Here is a 17,046-nt window from a genome sequence, read left to right as displayed (position 1 = left end):
GGATAGGGGGTGGGGGGAAGCCTCGGCGGCCCACCGAGCCACTCCCCCAATTGCCTTCCCCACCACTTTGCCCTAACACGCGAAGGCTCCCCGCCGCCGGACACTGTGCCCATGCTCGCCCCGCTGCCTTCCGCCCTCACCATCATCCCACCCGGCCGGCCCCTGGTCGGGCGCGTCTCGCCTCCGGGATCGAAGTCGATCACCAATCGCGCGCTGCTCCTCGCCGCCCTCGCCGAGGGCACCAGCCACCTCACCGGGGCGCTGAAGAGCAAGGACACGACCCTGATGGCCGCCGCCCTGCGGCATATGGGCGTCACCGTCGAGGAGCCGGATGCGACGAGCTTCGTCGTCACCAGCACAGGCAAGCTGCTTCCGCCCGCCGAGCCGATCTTCCTCGGCAATGCCGGCACCGCCACCCGCTTCCTCACCGCCGCCGTGGCCTCCGTTGACGGCACCGTCGTCGTCGACGGCGACGAGGAGATGCGCAAGCGTCCGATCGCGCCGCTGGTCGAGGCATTGCGCGCCGCCGGGGTCGATGCGACGAGCGCGACCGGGTGCCCCCCGATCGTCGTCAACGGCACCGGGCGCTTTCCCGCCGGCCGCATCGAGATCGACGGCGGGCTTTCCAGCCAGTACGTTTCCGCCCTGCTGATGGTCGCCCCGCTTGCCGACAGGCCGGTGGACGTCGCCCTCACCGGCAGCGACATAGGTGCACGCGGTTATGTGGACCTCACGGTCGCCGCCATGCGCGCCTTCGGGGCGCAAGTCGAGCAGCTGGACGCCGGCACCTGGCGCATCGCGCCGACCGGCTATCGCGCCGCCGACTACGTCATCGAGCCGGATGCTTCCGCCGCCACCTATCTCTGGGCGGCCGAGGCGCTGACCGGCGGCAGGATAGACCTCGGCGTCGCCTCCGACGCCTTCACCCAACCCGACGCCAAGGCGCAGGCGATCATCGCCCGGTTTCCGAACATGCCTGCCATCATCGATGGCTCGCAGATGCAGGACGCCGTGCCGACCATGGCGGTGCTCGCCGCCTTCAACAACACGCCCGTCCGGTTCGTCGGCATCTCAAACCTCCGCGTCAAGGAATGCGACCGCATCTCGGCGCTGTCGACCGAACTCTCGCGCATCGAACCCGGACTCGCCCACGAGGAGGGGGACGACCTCGTCGTCTCCTCCAACCCCGACCTCGCCAACCGCCTCGCCGGCCGCAACCACCTCACCCGCATCGAAACCTACGCCGACCACCGCATCGCCATGAGCTTCGCGCTCGCCGGCCTCAAGGTGCAGGGGATCACCATTCTCGACCCAGCCTGCGCGGGAAAAACCTATCCAGGATACTGGGAGATGCTGAAGAGTCTGGGCGTAGAGATGAAGCCGGCTTGAAAGCCCCTTGGAGGGGGCACCAAACCTCCCACCCACCGGCTGTCATTCCGGCGAAAGCCGGGACCCAGTAAAAGCGGGCCTACGGGCCCGCACGGACGCCGTACCCCCACGGCGTCATTCCCGCGAAAGCGGGAACCTCTGTTTTCTTCAAGACATCGCTAACGGAGGTCCCCGCTTCCGCGGGGATGACCCGCGGGTGGGGCTGGATTGTGCGAATTGTCGGGAAGCGTCGTTTCTGGGCCCGGCTTTCGCCGGGATGACAGCCGGAGTTGACTAAGTAATCTCGGCTAAACCGGATCCGCCTCCAGCACGCTCGTCACGTCGATCGGCTCGCGCTCCTCCAGCCACGGCGGCACCGGCAGGCTCTTGGCGCGCAGGAACTCCGGATTGAAGAGCTTCGACTGGTAGCGGTTGCCGTAGTCGGCGAGGATCGTCACGATCGTCTTGCCCGGCCCGAGCTCGCGCGCCATGCGCACCGCCCCAGCGATGTTGATCGCGCTCGATCCACCGAGGCAGAGGCCTTCATGCTCCAGAAGGTCGAACACGTAGGGCAGGGCCTCGCTGTCCGGGATCTGATAGGCATGGTCGACCGTCAGCCCCTCCAGGTTGGCGGTGATCCGCCCCTGGCCGATGCCCTCGGTGATCGAGTTGCCCGAGGATTTGAGCTCGCCGGTGGTGTAGTAGCTGAAGAGCGCCGCCCCTTCCGGATCGGCGAGGCCGATCTTGACGTCCTTGTTGCGCGCCCGCAGCGCCTGCGCCACGCCCGCGAGCGTGCCGCCCGAGCCCACCGCGCAGATGAACCCGTCGATCCGTCCGCCGGTCTGGCTCCAGATCTCGGGTCCCGTCGTCTCGATATGGGCGCGCCGATTGGAGACGTTGTCGAACTGGTTGGCCCAGACCGCCCCGTTCGGCAGCTCCTTGGCGAGCTTCTCGGCCAGGCGCCCGGAGACCTTGATATAGTTGTTGGGGTGCCTGTAGGGCTTGGCCGGCACCTCGATCAGCTCGGCCCCGTAGAGCCGCAGCGCGTCCTTCTTTTCCTGGCTTTGCGTATCGGGAATGACGATCACCGATTTGAAGCCCAGCGAGTTGGCGACCAGCGTCAGTCCGATGCCGGTGTTGCCAGCCGTGCCCTCGACGATGGTGCCGCCGGGCTTCAACTGCCCGCTCTTGACCGCATCATGGATGATGAAGAGCGCCGCGCGGTCCTTGACCGACTGACCCGGATTGAGGAACTCCGCCTTGCCCCAGATGTCGCATCCGGTCAGCTGCGAGACGCGGTTGAGGCGGATGAGCGGTGTGTTGCCGATGGCGGAGATGAGGTCCAGGTGCTTGTTGGCCATTGCTCGACAGGTTCTGTTCAGCTTGGTCTGATCGTAGGGACCGGCGCGATGCTGAACAAGTGCCAAGGGCCTTAAACGGCAGGACTTTTCGCTCCGGGCGCGTTTGGCGCAAGGTGCTGCGCGAGGGCAGGGCGCGACGGCAAGTCCATTCCAGCCGGAGGGGTGGCTATTCCATCAACTCGGCGAGGTGCTCGATCGCCTGGCTCCACGCCTCGATCGAAAAGATGCGCGATTCCGCATCCGCATGGGCAAGTCCGCGCTCGACGATGGTGATCGAAGTCCCGCCGCCCGCGACCTCGCGGAAGTCGATCTCCAGCACGAAGATCTGGCCCTCGCCGTCCTCGGCGTTCCCGTCATCGTCGCCGACGACCGACGCGACCCACGACATGACGAGCCGCTCGTTCTCGACGAACTCGATGTAGCGCCCGGTCACCACCAGGTCGGTCGGGTCCTCGGCGTCGCCCGCCATGAAATAGCGGTATTCGCCGCCCTCGAAGGGCTCCGTCTCCACCTCGTCGGCCTGCCACTGCTCGAGGAGCGCCGGGTCGGTCCAGGCGGCGAACACGTCCTCGACCGGCGCGGCGATCGTGCGGGTAAGAGTGATCTGGCTCTCGGAGCCTGTCGGATCGAAAGTCATGGCTTCAGCCTGCCCCCGTCGGGCGCATTTGAATCAAATGTCATCGGAAAGTGCACAGGCGTTTTAATGCTGGGTGCCTGGCGCGGGTCTAGCCCTGAAACGAATGGCTCCGCGAGTAGGACTCGAACCTACGACCCAGCGGTTAACAGCCGCTTGCTCTACCAACTGAGCTATCGCGGAAGACATTCGGTGGCTCTCTGCTGCGAGAGCGAGGTCCGTTTAGCGGCTTTGCCCCGCTTTGCCAAGAGCCAAATTCACCCTCTGTGTAAATCCGGTGACGTCACGCCGAACCGCTCCCGCGCAGCTCGAGGGCCAGGAGGTCGGCGAGCGTGTTGACATTGGCGAACGGATCGCCATGAGTGCCGGGCCAGTCGACCTCAACAGACTGAATTTCCTCAAGAAATGCCCGCAGACTGCGGGGAGGGGCACCGCTTCGGACTCGGGTCAGAAGCGCGCCGAGCGTCGCGGTTCGCCAGACGGCATTGGTTGGATAGAAGCTCTCGCCCGATGTTGCGTAAGCGGCTGGCGCTCCGCCGATTTCCGCTGCCAGCCGCGCCACGAAATCCTCGGGAGCGAAAGGCGTGTCGACGGCGAGCGAGACGACGAGATCGACGGGATTGCCCTGCCTCTCCATCCACTCGGCCATTGCCACGATTCCCGCCAGCGGACCCGCGAGGGGCAGATCGAGGTCGGGCAGGGGAATCGCGCCCGCGGGCAGGCTCAGGAGCGCCGGATCGAGCGCGCCCGTCGAGATCACCACCGGCGTGCAGTGCCGCGCGAGGTGTTCCACTGCCCGGTCGACGAGCCGCTTTCCGCCGAGCTTGAGCTGCGCCTTGCGCACGCCGCCGAGCCGCTCCCCGCGGCCGCCGGCGAGCACCAGGGCCGCGATTCCGCTCATTTGGAGAGAACCTCCGGCTCCGTCCGCTTGCCGGCGTTGAGGACGAACATCAGCGCCAGACCGCCGACGAGCCCCCAGAACGGCGCGCCGACGCCGAGGATGGTGATTCCCGAGGCAGTGGCGACAAAGGTGAGAATCGCCGGCAGCCGCGTCTCCTCCTGCACCAGCGCCCCCGACAGCGCCGCCCCAAGGCTCGAGAGGAGCGCGAGGCCGGCGACGGCCTGGATCAGGATCGGCGGGGAAGCGGCGATGAACGCTGCCGCAACGCTCGCGCTCGCGGCAAAGAGGATGTAGACGGCGCCTGCCGCCACCGGCGCGGCCCAGCGCTGGCCTGGATTCGGGTGCGCCTCGGGCCCGGCGGTGATCGCGGCGGTGATGGCCGCGAGATTGACCGTATGTCCGCCGAGGAGCGCCGTGCCGGCGCTGGCAAGACCGGTGAAGACGAAGAGCGGCGACGCCTTCAGGTCGTAGTTGTTGGCCCTCATCACGGCAAGGCCCGGCAGGTTCTGCGAAGCCATGGTCACGATATAGAGCGGCAGGGCGATGCGCAGGATCGCATCGAGCGTGAACACGGGCATGACCGGCACGGGTGTCGGCAGGACGAACTCAACCGCGCCGGGCGGCAGCTGCGTGGTCGTCGCCAGGATGATGACCGTGACCAGAACCGCGACCGGCACCGCATAGCGGCGCGTGAAGCGCAGGGCCAGCGCCCAGGCGATGAGGATCGGCAGCGCCAGGGCCGGTATTTCGCCGACTGCCTGGATCGGCGCGAGGCAGAGCGTCAGAAGCATGCCGGCGAGCATGGCGTTGGCGATCGAGGCCGGTATGGCGGCAACCGCCCGGGCGAGGGGTCGGATCAGCCCGGAAAGCACGATTAGCAGCGCCGCGACGAGGAAGGCCCCGGCAACCGCCGGATAGCCGCCGGCCGGCTCGCCAACGGTCAGGAGAAAGGCGGCGCCCGGCGTCGACCAGGCAAAGCTCGCCGGCTTCTTCGTCGTCCAGGCGATGGCGATGTTGAGGGTGCCGACGGCAACGCAGATGGCAAAGAGCCCGGATCCCGCCTGCGCCGGCGAAGCTCCGACCGCGGTCAGCGCCGCGAGCACCAGCGCAAACGTGCTGGCAAAACCGACAACCGCCGCCAATGCGCCCGCGACGACGGGCTGCAACCCGGCCGCCGCAAAACTTCTCAATTCGAACCCGGACACCGACGCTTTCCTGTTGTGGACGCGCAAGGCTAGGGCAGGACGAGAGATTCTAGAAGCGCTGCATCGGGATTGCCCCGAGCGTACGGACGACCGCTCATCGGTCGTCCATGAATTTCCGGGCCGCTTCAACTGACGCAATGGGAGGAAATGGAGGCCACGTCCGGAATCGAACCGGAGTACACGGATTTGCAATCCGCTGCGTAACCACTCCGCCACGTGGCCTCTGGCGCGGGTTTGTATGAGAGCCCCCTGCCTTATGCAAGGGGGCTCGTTGCCGAAGAGTTACTTTCGCCGTCAGGCGATCCGCTCACCGGATGACAAGCACCGGAATGCTGCTGTGGGTGAGCACTTCCAGGGTCTGGCTGCCGAGCAGCAGGCGGCCGAGGCCGCGTCGGCCGTGCGAGGCGACGACGATGAGGTTGGCGCCGCGCTCCTGGGCCGCTTCGATGATGCCTTCGGCAGGATAGCGGTTGGGCAGGTGCAGCGTGTTCGCGCGCACGCCCGCGGCCTCGGCCTGCCGGGCGGCGGCGTCGAGGATCTCGCGGGCCGATTTCGCTTTGGCCTCGTCGAGCGCGGTCGGATCGAACCCAGGCGCCCAGCCGGCGGTGGCGGATGACGCGGGTGGCAGGCTCGGTTCGGTGACGGTCACGATGGTGACGTCGGCATCGAGCCGCTTGGCGAGGGAAAGGCCGTGGTCGAGCCCTTTCTGCGCCAGCTCCGAGCCATCAGTGGCGATGAGAATGCGGGTATACATGCCGAGCCTCCTTGATCGTGTCGCTATGATGCACGTGGGAAGCCGACGCCTCCGGGTCAAGGCCGCAGGCGCACGCAAGCCTCTTGATGCACATTACAAATTGACGCTATGCATTCTAGCGTCTTGCGCCCGTCATCGGCTGACGATATGCACAACCAGCATATCCGGGGACAGATAGCGGGGACCTCGCCCTATGGTCGATTTCGAGCAGGCGCGCAGGACGATGGTGGACAGCCAACTGCGCACCAACAGCGTCACGGACCGGCGCATACTGGCGGCGATGGCGCGTGTTCCACGCGAGATCTTCGTACTGCAAGCGCGCCAGGCCGTCGCCTATATCGACGAAAGTCACGCTTTCGGACCGACCGCCCCCGGCCGCTTTCTTCCCGCGCCGACGCCCTTTGCCAAACTCGTCCAGCTCGCCGGCATCGAGGCCGGGGACCGCATTCTCGATGTCGGCGCGGCCACCGGCTATTCCACAGCCGTCCTTGCCGCCCTCGGCAGCGAGGTTTTGGGCATAGAGCGCGAAGCGAGCCTCGTCCGGCTGGCCGAAACCAACCTTGCATCCCTCGGCGTGACCAACGCCAGGGTGGTCGAGGGCAGCCACGAGCATCCCCCGAAGGGACGCTTCGATGTGATCATTCTCGAGGGCGCCGTGGGGCAGGTGCCGCAGGCCTTCTTCGACTGCCTCGATGAAGACGGGCGGCTCGTCGCGCTGCTGCAGTCCGGCGTCACCGCCGTCGCCCACCTCTTCGTCAAGACCGGCAAGGCTGTGACCAGCCGCGCTGAATTCAACGCCAACTTGCCGCCTCTCGAGGCGGCAAGTGCACAAGACACTTTCGTTTTTTGATGGTCGGGACTGGACGGGTGTTGCCCGGAAAGCACGACGATCGAGTAATTCGTTTCCGCGTACCGGTCCGTATTGTCGCCGCCGGTTGCCGCTCCCAAATGCGGGGCGTAGAATTTGGGCACTGGAGGCCATGAATATGTTGTCATTCCGCGCGTTGGCCGTCGGAGCATTCACATTGACCATGGCGTGGCTGCCGGCATCGGCATACGCCCAGTCACTGACGCAGGCACTGACCTCCGCCTACACCAATAATCCGGACCTGCAGGCTTCGTTCCTTGCCGTCAAGTCGGCGGCCGAGGATATCGCGCTGCGTCAGGCCGGAAAGCGCCCGACCATCGGCGCCTCGCTCGGCAGCAACTATCAGTGGACCACGGCCGGCAGCGAGTGGAACGACTCCACCAGCGTGACCGCCGGCATTCAGTACAACCAGACCATCTTCGACAATTTCCAGACCGACGCCCATATCGAGCAGGCGCGAGCTCTGGCCGAGCTGTCGAAATACACCATGCGCAACACCGAGCAGAACGTGCTGCTCTCCGTGGTCGATGCCTATATGAGCGTCGTGCGCGACACCCAGCTGGTGCAGCTGCGCCAGGACAACGTGACCTTCTATCAGGCGCAGCTCCAGTCCTCGCGCGACCGGCTCGAGGTGGGCGAGGGGACGCGCATCGACGTCGCCCAGGCCGAGGCGCGCCTGGCGCAGGGCGTTGCTTCCCACCGCGCCGCCGTGGCGAGCCTCCAGACCAGCCAGGCGACCTATCAGCGCTTCGTCGGCCAGCGTCCGGGCAACCTGAACGCTAGCCACAGCTATTCGAATCTCGTTCCGCCCTCGATCGACGAGGCACTCGCGCAGGCCGAGGCGCGCCACCCCGCCATCCTTTCGGCCAAGGCATCGATTCGCGCCGCGCAGGCCGGCAGCGATGCGGCCCAGGCCGCTTTCGGTCCGACCATTAACCTCACCGGCCAGGTCGGCACCGGCCTGCAGTGGAGCAGCAACGCTCAGCAGCTCCAGGGTGCGCAGGGCATCAGCGGGTCCGTGGGCCTCAGCCTCAGCGTGCCGATCTACGCCGGCGGCAGCATGGGCGCAGGGGTTCGCAAGGCCAATATCGAGCAGATCCGCTCGGAAGTGACCGCCATGTCCGCCTACGATCAGGTACGCCAGGCGGTCGTTTCCTCCTGGAGCGGCCTGCAGAACGCTTCCGCCCAGATCGAGTCGGCCAACGCCGCCGTTGCCGCCCAGCAGCAGGTGGTCGAGGGCGTCATCCAGGAACGCGACCTCGGCGCTAGCACGACGCTCGACGTGCTCGATGCCCAGGCGGAGCTGACCACGCAGCGTGAGGGCCTCATCCAGGCGACCACCAGCCGCGTCGTCGCGACGTTCTCGCTGCTGGCCGCGACTGGCCGGCTGTCGGCGATCGATCTCGGCCTGCCGGTCGAGATCAAGTCGGCCGACGACTACACCGCCACCGTTCAGGACGTCTGGCAGGAACTGCGCACCGTCGACTGACGCCTGCCATCATGTGATTGCCGCCCGCCGCCCGGCCTGCAAGCCGGTGCGGCGGTTTGCTTTTGCGCTGCTCGCGGAAGTTTTGGTGGAAGATGGAAATCCTCCTGTCGCGCCCGATTCCTAAATCTGCCGCAGAGGTTTAGGCTTGAAGCAATGATTCGTGGCTCAACTCTCCGGTGGTGGCCACGGTGACCCGCAGTCTTGAGAGGCCGACATGAACAAGCCCGCGCCAAAGGAACCCTCGATGGACGAGATTCTCTCGTCCATCCGGCAGATCATCGCGGACGACGATGCCGCGAGCGCCCCGCGCCGCCCGGCCCTTCACGCCGCGCCCCCGCCGATGCAGGCCGCGCCCGCCGCCATGCCGATCGAGGACGATGCAGGTAACGACGAGGATGTCGAGCCGCTGGCCCTCTCCTCGACGCAGATCGTCACCGACGAAGACGAGGCGGAGGACGAGGACCTCAGCTTCGAGGCGCTCCTCGCCGATACGGCCGAGCTTGCCGACACCGTCGACCTCGTCGATCCCGAGGACATCGCGTTCGATCCTGCCCCCGCCGAATTGCGGTCCGCTCCCAAGGCAGTGGAGCCGGAGCCTGCTTCCGAGGTTCCGGAACCCGAACCCGTGACCCCGTCCATGCCTGATCCAACCCTCAGCAGCGATATGGCCGAACAACTCCTCGAACCGGCGACCAACGCCGCGGTGCGCAGCACATTCTCCAAGCTCAGCCATCTTGGCGTCGGGACGCAGGGCCTGACCGTCGAGGCCATGGTGCGCGAGATGCTGCGGCCCATGCTCAAGGAATGGCTGGACGAGAACCTGCCCAGCGTCGTCGAGCGCATGGTGGAAAAAGAAATCGCCCGTATTTCCCGCGGCGACTGATCCTGCCGACGCTCATCAGTGCATGGCGCGGTTGACCGTGCCGCGTGCATTTGCTTGAAGTCTGCCCAATCCCTATATCGGCCCGCACGAGCCCCCTGGGTTCGTGCGGGTCGTTGCCGTTGCGAGTGACGTGAATGCTTGAGAAGACTTATGAACCGGAAACCGTCGAGGATCGCATCTTCGCGGACTGGATTGCGGCCAACGCGTTTGCCGCCGGAGCAGGGGCGAAGCCCGGCGCCGAGACCTTCACCATCGTCATTCCGCCGCCCAACGTCACCGGCTCGCTCCATATCGGGCACGCGCTCAACAACACCATCCAGGACATCCTCATCCGCTACAACCGGATGCTGAAGAAGGACGTTCTCTGGCAACCCGGCATGGACCATGCCGGCATCGCCACCCAGATGATCGTCGAGCGCCAGCTCGCCGAGCGCCAGCAGCCCGGTCGGCGCGAGATGGGCCGCGAAAAATTCGTCGAGCGAGTCTGGGAATGGAAGGACGAGAGCGGCGGCGCCATCATCAATCAGCTGAAGCGGCTCGGCGCCTCGGCGGATTTCTCGCGCGAACGCTTCACCATGGGTTCGCGCAGCGAGCCGGACGACCAGATGGTGCGGGCCGTCACCAAGGTGTTCGTCGAGCTCAAGAAGCGCGGCCTCATTTATCGCGCCAAGCGCCTCGTCAACTGGCATCCGGGTCTCGAGACGGCGATCTCCGATCTCGAGGTCGAGAACATCGAGGTCAAGGGCCACATGTGGCACCTGCGCTATCCGCTGGCGGATGGCGTGACCTACGAGTTTCCGGTTGCATTCGATGAGGACGGCAAGCCGACCGGGTACGAGACGCGCGACTATATCGTCGTCGCGACCACACGCCCCGAGACGATGCTGGGCGACACCGGCGTTGCCGTTCATCCGGACGATGAGCGCTACAAAGGCCTCATCGGCAAGTTCGTGACCCTGCCGCTCGTCGGGCGCCGCATCCCGATCATTGCCGACACCTATGCCGACCCGGCGCTCGGCTCGGGCGCGGTCAAGATCACTCCGGCGCACGACTTCAACGACTTCGAGGTCGGCGTTCGCAACGACTTGTCGCAGATCAACATCTTCACGACGACCGCCGCGATCAACGACAATGCGCCGGAGGCCTATCGCGGTCTCGATCGGTTCGAGGCGAGGAAGAAGATTCTTGCCGATCTCGAGGCGGGCGGCATCCTCGACCATGTCGAAGACAAGAAGATCATGGTGCCGCATGACGAGAAATCCAAGCTCGTCGTCATCGAGCCGTTCCTGGCGGACCAGTGGTTCGCGGACGCCGAAACGCTGGCGCAGCCGGCGATCAAGGCCGTGCGCGAGGGTCGCACCAGGTTCGTGCCGCAGCAGTACGAGAACCTGTTCTTTGCCTGGATGGAGAACATCAAGCCGTGGTGCGTCTCGCGCCAGCTCTGGTGGGGCCACCGGATTCCGGCCTGGTACGGGCCGGACGGGGAGGCGTTCGTCGAGGAGAGCGAGGCGGCTGCGCTCGCCGCTGCCGAAAAGCACTACGGCAGAACTGTGGAACTGAAGCGCGACGAGGACGTGCTCGACACCTGGTTTTCGTCGGCCCTGTGGCCGTTCTCGACCCTCGGCTGGCCCGAGGAGACGCCCGAGCTCAAGCGCTACTACCAAACCGACGTCCTCGTCACCGGCTTCGACATCATCTTCTTCTGGGTCGCCCGCATGATGATGATGGGCCTCGAATTCATGGGCGAGGAGCCGTTCCACACGGTCTACATGCATGCCCTGGTCCGCGACGAGAAGGGCCAGAAGATGAGCAAGACCAAGGGGAACGTCATCGACCCCCTAAAGCTCATCGAAGAATACGGCGCCGATGCGACCCGCTTCACCCTTGCCGCCATGGCGGCACAGGGGCGTGACATCCGCCTCTCGATCAATCGGGTGGAAGGCTACCGCAACTTCGTCACCAAGCTCTGGAACGCCGCGCGGTTCCTGGAGATGAACGAGTGCCGGCGTGTAGCCGGGTACGATCCCAAGGCCAACAAGCTGCCGCTCAACCGTTGGATCGTCGGCGCCACGGCGCGCGCGGTCGCCGCGGTCACCCGCGGCATCGAGGAATACAAGTTCAACGAGGCGGCGAACGCGGCCTACGACTTCGTCTGGGGCACGTTCTGCGACTGGTATGTGGAGTTCTCCAAGCCCGTGCTGATGGGCGCCGATGAGGCGAGCAAGGCCGAAACGCAGGCGACCGCGGCCTATGTCCTCGACCAGATCCTCAAGATCCTGCATCCCTTCATGCCGTTCGTGACCGAGGAGCTTTGGGGCGAGACGGGCAAGGCTGGCCCGGCGCGCGAAAGCCAGCTGATCCTTGCCGAGTGGCCGGAGCTTTCCGGGCTCGAGGACCCGCAGGCTGACGCCGAGCTAAACTGGCTGATGGAGCTGATCTCGTCGGTGCGCTCGGTCAAGACCGAGCTGAACGTGCCCGGCGGCGCCAAGCTGCCGCTGGTCGTCGTCGGCGCCAGCGAGGAAACCACCCGGCGCCTGGTGGAAAGCGCCGCGCTCATCACGCGCCTTGCCCGGCTGGAGGCGATCTCGCCGGCGGCCTCGGTGCCGCAGGGATCGGCCCAGTTCGTCGTCGGCGAAGCTACCTGGGCGCTGCCGCTGGAGGGCGTCATCGACATCGGCGCCGAAAAGGCCCGTCTCACCAGGGAGATGGACAAGCTCGATGGCGAGGTCGCGGGCATTGACAGGAAGCTCGCCAACGAGCAGTTCGTCGCCAAGGCTCCCGAAGAGGTCATCGAGGAGCAGCGCACGCGTCGCGAAGCCGCCGTCGAACGCCGCGCCAAGATCGCCGAGGCCATAGCCCGCCTCAGCTGAGGCGGGCGCGAGGAGCAGATGAACGACTCGAGCTCACCCCCGGCCAGTCCGCCGGTTCGCCAGGAAAAAGGCGATCCCGGCAAGGTCGTCGTCTTCGACGGCAAGGGCGGGGTGACGAGCGTCGGCGGGCTCGACCACGAGCCCAAGGTGCCCCCGCACGGCTTCGTGCTGGTTACGGGCAATTCCCGCTCACCCGAGTTCAAGGTCTGGCTGAAGCACGCGATCGGCGTGTTTGAGGCGGATGTCCTGACAGTCCCCAGCACCCGCTCTCGCTGCACCGTGGCCGACGACCGGGCGATGATCGTGATGCGGGTGGTGCGCCCGGGCGCCGATCCCAACGATATCGGCCGGCAGCTGCTCACCATGCGCATCGCGCGCGGGCAGGTGATCGTCGCTTCCGAGCTCAACATCCCCGAACTCCTCGGCGTCAGCCAGTGGCAGCAGACCCAGCACGCGCCGCTTTCGCCCGCCGACCTCGTCGCGCGCCTGGCGCTGCGTGCTTCCGATCGCATCGAGCCGCTGATCGAGGCGCTCGGCAACCGCCTCGATGACATCGAGGAACAGCTGATCTCCGCCCACGATGCCAAGAATCAGGTACGCCTCGCGCAATTGCGGCGCGACCTCATCAGCTTTCGCCGGCTGATCTGGCCCCAGCGCGATGTGCTGACGACCCTCGAGGTCGAGGATATCTCGTTCTTTACCGAGCGAGACCGCATGCGCCTGCGCGAGGCGTCTTCTCGTTCGGCACGATTGGGTGACGAGCTGCAAACGCTCTCCGAACGGGCGGTGCTCGTCCACGAACAGATCCTCGATGCCCGCTCCGAGCAGTTGAACCGCACCATGCTGGTGCTGGCGGCGGTGACGGTGGTGTTCCTGCCGTTGACGCTGGTGACCGGCGCGCTCGGCATGAACGTCTCAGGCATTCCCTTCGCCGATGAACCCTGGGCGTTCGTCGGCGTCTGCGCCGGACTTCTGGCGGTCGCGCTCGGGCTCGTCTGGTGGATGCACGGGCGCCGCTGGCTGTAAGCGCGCAATTTTCCGACAAGTTACAGAAATGTGCGTGTGACGATTCAGCAACATGCCTGCGTCAAACACGAGCAGGGGACTTGCCGGTCAACCATTTGGCCAGAATTGCCATCACACTCTCGCCTGAACCGAGCTATTAGAACGCCGGGGGCGGGCAGAGGAACCCAAGCACACGAAGGACTCGTGAAGCCGGGCCTGTCTTACCTGACCCTCGCTACGGCCGTGCCCTCGGCCGAATGGGACAAGAACAGGCATGAACGCCAGAAGTGCCATTTCCTCGAGCAGCCCATTTCCCGCCATGCCCCCCATGCGCGCCGGGCTCGGTCCGCTTGCTTCAATCCGGACACAAATTCTTACTACAGTCCTAACAAACAAGCTGTCCTGGCCGGTTCTGCGCGCTGTTTCGAGCGAGCGCACCGCCATCGCAGCTCCCACGAGACGGAGTGCGTCCGGACCCGCCGAGCGGCGGATCGGGGCGAGAAGGAGTAAGATGACGGCTATCCGGGACATATCCCTGATTTCCGTTGCGGCGAGTGTCCTGCTGACCCTGGCGGTAACTGCACCGGTGCGTGCGCAGACCGCGGTCGACGCAGCCCTGGAAATGGCAAATACGCTCGACGGCGCCGGCGGCGGCGTGTCGGGCGATGCCTTGCTCTCCGCGCTCGAGGGCGCGGCGGAGGCCGGCCAGCCCATGGCGCTCTGGCAGCTCGGCACCATGTACGAGAACGGCGAGGGCGTCGCCAAGGACCCGGTCAAGGCCTTCGGCTATTTCTCGCAGATCGCCAATCAGCACGCCGACACCCCACCCCGCGGTGTCGAGGCCGATATCGTTGCCCAGTCCTTCGTCAAGGTCGGCGAGTACTACCGCCACGGCTTGCCCGATGCCGGCATCGCCGCCGACAGCGAGCGCTCGCACACGCTGCTGCTGCATGCCGCGACCTATTTCGGCGATGCCGACGCGCAGTATCGCGTGGGCCTGCTCTATCTCGAGGAAGACGGCCTCGGCTACAACCCGCTCCAGAGCGCCCGCTGGTTCTCGCTCGCCGCCCGCAAGGGGCATGGGCCGGCCCAGGCGCAGCTCGGCGAACTGATGTTCAATGGCATCGATGGTTTCGAAGCTCAGCCCGTCGAAGGGTTGATGTGGATGACCATGGCGCGCCAGCGCGTCGCCGGCACCACCGATGAGAGCTGGGTCACCGAGAAGCTGAACCGGTCGCTGGCCCTCGCCACGCCCGAAGAGCGGGCGGAAGCCAGCCAGCTTGCCGCGCAGATCGGTCCGCAACTCGAAGGCCTCTGAGCCCCTTTTCCGTTCAGAATGTGAACTGCCCTTCGACCGGCACATGGTCGCTGGGCTTGTCCCAGCCGCGCACGTCTTTGTGCACCGTGACGTTTTCGAGCCTGTCGGCTGCCTGCGGCGAGAGCAGCAGGTGATCTATGCGGATACCCGCGTTCCGCCGCCAGGCGCCAGCCTGGAAGTCCCAGAACGTATAGTTCGGCTCCAAGCTCACCGCGCGTAACGCGTCGACGAGGCCGAGGTTGAGCAGCGACCGGAAACGCTCGAGGCTCTCGGGCCGGAAGAGCGCATCGCCCCACCAACCGTCCGGGTTGTGCGCGTCGATGGGCGCCGGGATGAGGTTGAAGTCGCCGAGCAGGATGAACGGCTCCTCGAACGAGAGACGCTGCTCGACGAAGCTGTGGAGACGCTCCATCCAGGCGAGCTTGTAGGGGAATTTCTCCGAATCGACCGGATTGCCGTTGGGCAGGTAAATGCCGCAGACGCGCACCACGCCGCCCTCGAGCGAGAACACACCCTCGATCAGCCGCGCCTGCTCGTCCGCATCGTCACCAGGCAAGCCCCGGTGCACCTCGTCGAACGGCACGAGCGAAAGAATCGCAACCCCGTTCCATCCCTTCTGCCCATGCACCTCGACATTGTAGCCGAGCGCCTCGAGCTCGAGGCGCGGGAACGTCTCGTCGACGGTCTTTGTCTCCTGCAGCACCACGATGTCCGGCTTTTCCTGCCGCAGCCACTCGAGCAACGCCCCGATATGGGCGCGGATACCGGCGACGTTCCAGGTGGCGATGCGCATGAGGTGCTCCTTTTCGAAGGCGCAGGCTAACGGTCCGGGTCGGCTGGGGCAACGCCGTAGACGGCGTTGCGCACATCGGCGGGGAACTGCCCGGTGCAACCTTCGAGGGCCGTGTTGCTCATGATAGCGACCGAGAGGCCGTTTGCCGGATCGATGAACCAGGAATGGCCGTAGACGCCGCCCCAGTTGACCGTTCCCGGCGCACTCGTCCAGCCGGCGGCGGCGGGATCGTCGAGCACCGCGCCGAGGAACCCGAAGCGCATGCCGGGCGAATCCGCACGCGGCAGATCGCCGATCTGGTTGCGCATGGCCATGGCCGTGGTCTCGGCGGAAAGGATCGGATCACCTCCGCGGCGCAACGCCTCGAGGAACTCGAGGATATCTGCCGCCGTGCCGACCATGCCGGCGCCGCCTGACTGGAAGGCGCGAGGATTGAAGATGCGGCTAGGTGAGAAGAGCTTGCGTCCTTCATTGGCGTCGACGACGACGTGCGGATCGCCCATGCGCTCGGGCTCCGGTTGCGCATCACCATATGGCACGGCGAGGCGCGACAGGTCTGTGACGGCAAAGCCGGTGTCGGCCATGCCGAGCGGGCCGGTCACGTAGCGCGCAGCCGCCTCGCCGAGCGTCGTGCCCTCAACCTTGGCGATCACCGCGCCCAGCACATCGATGGCAACGGAATACTGCCAGGCCGTACCCGGCTCGTAGAACAGGGGCAGGGCCGCGACACGGGTGAAATTCGCCTCGAAGTCGAAGTCGGTATTTCCCAGCCCCGTCGAGATCGCCGGATCCGAGTAGGCGTAACCGAGCCCCGCCGTATGCGTCAGAAGCTGGCGCACGGTAATGGCCGGCTGACGACCATCGGGCAGTTTCGGCGTGAAGTAGGGCAGGTGGCCGGCCACGACGTCATCGAGACCGAGCCGGCCGCGCTCGATCATGGCGAGCGCCGTCGCGGCAACGATCGGCTTGGTGACCGATGCCAGGCGGAAGATCGTGTTCTCCGCGATCGGCTTGCCGGCCTCCCGGTCGGCAAAGCCGGCCGTACGGCGGTAGACGACCTCTCCGCTGCGCGCAACGAGCACCACCGTCCCAACGATTTTACGCCGCGCGATGGCGCTGTCGATGACATGATCGAGAAGACTGCCGTGCTGCATGAATCGTTCTCCTGATGATGCCGGACTGTGTGAAGGGGAGGCGAGGGAAGTCAAGCAGGCGTCCGCAAGCGCCGCCCGGCCTTTGGCCTCGCGGTTTCCTCCTGTGACGCGGCATGCGGCGGCGATTGCCTCATGCAAACATAAAAACGGAGGCTCTCGCCGCCGCATGCGGTGGGCTTTCCGATCCATGGGGACGCGTTTGTCTTCGAGCGATGAATCCTTCCAGTTCCTTTCGGAGGCTGGAACACCTCGCCCGGCGGCAAGACCGCCCTACGGGCCCAGGGCCGGACGACTCCAGCCCCTCCCACCTGCCCTTGCCACAGACCGTTCGTCGCGACCTCGCGTTCTCGTGGCGGGTGAGAGGAGTATGGGGCAGGTGGAGGGGGCGGGGATAAGTTTCTGGTTCAGTTGCAACATCAACGGGTTGGGCACCGTCTCCCCTC

At 66.0% G+C, this 17,046-nt stretch carries 14 protein-coding genes and 2 tRNA genes; 7 read left to right on the top strand and 9 right to left on the bottom strand.

The window, feature by feature from the left end; genetic code table 11:
- Positions 1-111 precede the first annotated feature (111 nt).
- Positions 112-1,389 carry a 3-phosphoshikimate 1-carboxyvinyltransferase gene (gene aroA / locus VE25_RS16360; RefSeq protein WP_046109722.1) on the top strand — a complete coding sequence of 426 codons (1,278 nt, stop codon included), beginning with the start codon at positions 112-114 and terminating at the stop codon, positions 1,387-1,389.
- Positions 1,390-1,676: 287 nt separating this feature from the next.
- On the opposite strand, the gene VE25_RS16355 is transcribed toward aroA, so the two are convergent.
- From VE25_RS16355 to VE25_RS16325, 7 genes are all read right to left on the bottom strand, one after another.
- Positions 1,677-2,729 carry a cysteine synthase A gene (locus VE25_RS16355; protein WP_046109721.1) on the bottom strand — a complete coding sequence of 351 codons (1,053 nt, stop codon included), beginning with the start codon at positions 2,727-2,729 and terminating at the stop codon, positions 1,677-1,679.
- A 166-nt stretch (positions 2,730-2,895) separates the two neighbouring features.
- Positions 2,896-3,366, bottom strand: a complete 471-nt coding sequence (locus VE25_RS16350) for an SRPBCC family protein (protein ID WP_046109720.1) — start codon at positions 3,364-3,366, stop codon at positions 2,896-2,898.
- Between the two features lie 104 nt (positions 3,367-3,470).
- Positions 3,471-3,546, bottom strand: a tRNA-Asn gene (locus tag VE25_RS16345).
- 100 nt (positions 3,547-3,646) lie between these two features.
- Positions 3,647-4,264, bottom strand: coding sequence for a molybdenum cofactor guanylyltransferase (gene mobA / locus VE25_RS16340; RefSeq protein WP_046109719.1), 618 nt, complete (start codon positions 4,262-4,264; stop codon positions 3,647-3,649).
- Complete coding sequence (locus VE25_RS16335; RefSeq protein ID WP_201776103.1) at positions 4,261-5,469, bottom strand: benzoate/H(+) symporter BenE family transporter; 1,209 nt, start codon at positions 5,467-5,469, stop codon at positions 4,261-4,263. The genes mobA and VE25_RS16335 overlap by 4 nt, the downstream gene beginning before the upstream one ends.
- A gap of 148 nt (positions 5,470-5,617) precedes the next feature.
- Positions 5,618-5,691 (bottom strand) — tRNA-Cys (locus tag VE25_RS16330).
- Positions 5,692-5,776: 85 nt separating this feature from the next.
- Positions 5,777-6,223: a universal stress protein gene (locus tag VE25_RS16325; protein WP_046109718.1), complete on the bottom strand. Its 447-nt coding sequence runs from the start codon at positions 6,221-6,223 to the stop codon at positions 5,777-5,779.
- A gap of 193 nt (positions 6,224-6,416) precedes the next feature.
- Between VE25_RS16325 and VE25_RS16320 the strand changes: the two genes are divergently transcribed.
- The 6 genes from VE25_RS16320 (at position 6,417) to VE25_RS16295 (ending at position 14,656) form a co-directional block, all read left to right on the top strand.
- Entirely contained in the window at positions 6,417-7,073 is a 657-nt protein-coding gene (locus VE25_RS16320; protein ID WP_046109717.1) for a protein-L-isoaspartate O-methyltransferase family protein, read from the top strand.
- Between the two features lie 181 nt (positions 7,074-7,254).
- Positions 7,255-8,580, top strand: coding sequence for a TolC family outer membrane protein (locus tag VE25_RS16315; protein WP_244466962.1), 1,326 nt, complete (start codon positions 7,255-7,257; stop codon positions 8,578-8,580).
- Between the two features lie 244 nt (positions 8,581-8,824).
- Positions 8,825-9,463 (top strand): DUF2497 domain-containing protein, encoded by a 639-nt coding sequence (locus VE25_RS16310; RefSeq protein WP_046109715.1) that lies wholly within the window; start codon positions 8,825-8,827, stop codon positions 9,461-9,463.
- 134 nt (positions 9,464-9,597) lie between these two features.
- Positions 9,598-12,333, top strand: coding sequence for a valine--tRNA ligase (locus VE25_RS16305; RefSeq protein ID WP_046109714.1), 2,736 nt, complete (start codon positions 9,598-9,600; stop codon positions 12,331-12,333).
- A gap of 18 nt (positions 12,334-12,351) precedes the next feature.
- Positions 12,352-13,359: a CorA family divalent cation transporter gene (locus VE25_RS21980; protein WP_052732034.1), complete on the top strand. Its 1,008-nt coding sequence runs from the start codon at positions 12,352-12,354 to the stop codon at positions 13,357-13,359.
- A 490-nt stretch (positions 13,360-13,849) separates the two neighbouring features.
- Entirely contained in the window at positions 13,850-14,656 is an 807-nt protein-coding gene (locus VE25_RS16295) for a tetratricopeptide repeat protein (RefSeq protein ID WP_052732033.1), read from the top strand.
- A gap of 13 nt (positions 14,657-14,669) precedes the next feature.
- Here the strand turns inward: VE25_RS16295 and xth are convergent, their stop codons facing one another.
- Complete coding sequence (gene xth / locus VE25_RS16290) at positions 14,670-15,449, bottom strand: exodeoxyribonuclease III (protein WP_046109713.1); 780 nt, start codon at positions 15,447-15,449, stop codon at positions 14,670-14,672.
- A 26-nt stretch (positions 15,450-15,475) separates the two neighbouring features.
- Entirely contained in the window at positions 15,476-16,603 is a 1,128-nt protein-coding gene (locus VE25_RS16285) for a serine hydrolase domain-containing protein (RefSeq protein ID WP_046109712.1), read from the bottom strand.
- Positions 16,604-17,046 lie beyond the last annotated feature (443 nt).

Source organism: Devosia geojensis, from assembly GCF_000969415.1.
Taxonomy (GTDB): Bacteria; Pseudomonadota; Alphaproteobacteria; order Rhizobiales; family Devosiaceae; genus Devosia; species Devosia geojensis.
Note: the sequence above shows the minus strand (reverse complement) of the source record. Positions and strands in the feature narration are given on the sequence as shown.

What these genes read in the sequence shown, in the direction of transcription:
- aroA (WP_046109722.1), top strand. Translation starts at nt 112, where the DNA reads ATGCTCGCCCCGCTGCCTTCCGCCCTCACCATCATCCCACCCGGCCGG.
- VE25_RS16355 (WP_046109721.1), bottom strand. Translation starts at nt 2,729, where the DNA reads ATGGCCAACAAGCACCTGGACCTCATCTCCGCCATCGGCAACACACCG.
- VE25_RS16350 (WP_046109720.1), bottom strand. Translation starts at nt 3,366, where the DNA reads ATGACTTTCGATCCGACAGGCTCCGAGAGCCAGATCACTCTTACCCGC.
- mobA (WP_046109719.1), bottom strand. Translation starts at nt 4,264, where the DNA reads ATGAGCGGAATCGCGGCCCTGGTGCTCGCCGGCGGCCGCGGGGAGCGG.
- VE25_RS16325 (WP_046109718.1), bottom strand. Translation starts at nt 6,223, where the DNA reads ATGTATACCCGCATTCTCATCGCCACTGATGGCTCGGAGCTGGCGCAG.
- VE25_RS16320 (WP_046109717.1), top strand. Translation starts at nt 6,417, where the DNA reads ATGGTCGATTTCGAGCAGGCGCGCAGGACGATGGTGGACAGCCAACTG.
- VE25_RS16315 (WP_244466962.1), top strand. Translation starts at nt 7,255, where the DNA reads ATGGCGTGGCTGCCGGCATCGGCATACGCCCAGTCACTGACGCAGGCA.
- VE25_RS16310 (WP_046109715.1), top strand. Translation starts at nt 8,825, where the DNA reads ATGGACGAGATTCTCTCGTCCATCCGGCAGATCATCGCGGACGACGAT.
- VE25_RS16305 (WP_046109714.1), top strand. Translation starts at nt 9,598, where the DNA reads ATGCTTGAGAAGACTTATGAACCGGAAACCGTCGAGGATCGCATCTTC.
- VE25_RS21980 (WP_052732034.1), top strand. Translation starts at nt 12,352, where the DNA reads ATGAACGACTCGAGCTCACCCCCGGCCAGTCCGCCGGTTCGCCAGGAA.
- VE25_RS16295 (WP_052732033.1), top strand. Translation starts at nt 13,850, where the DNA reads ATGACGGCTATCCGGGACATATCCCTGATTTCCGTTGCGGCGAGTGTC.
- xth (WP_046109713.1), bottom strand. Translation starts at nt 15,449, where the DNA reads ATGCGCATCGCCACCTGGAACGTCGCCGGTATCCGCGCCCATATCGGG.
- VE25_RS16285 (WP_046109712.1), bottom strand. Translation starts at nt 16,603, where the DNA reads ATGCAGCACGGCAGTCTTCTCGATCATGTCATCGACAGCGCCATCGCG.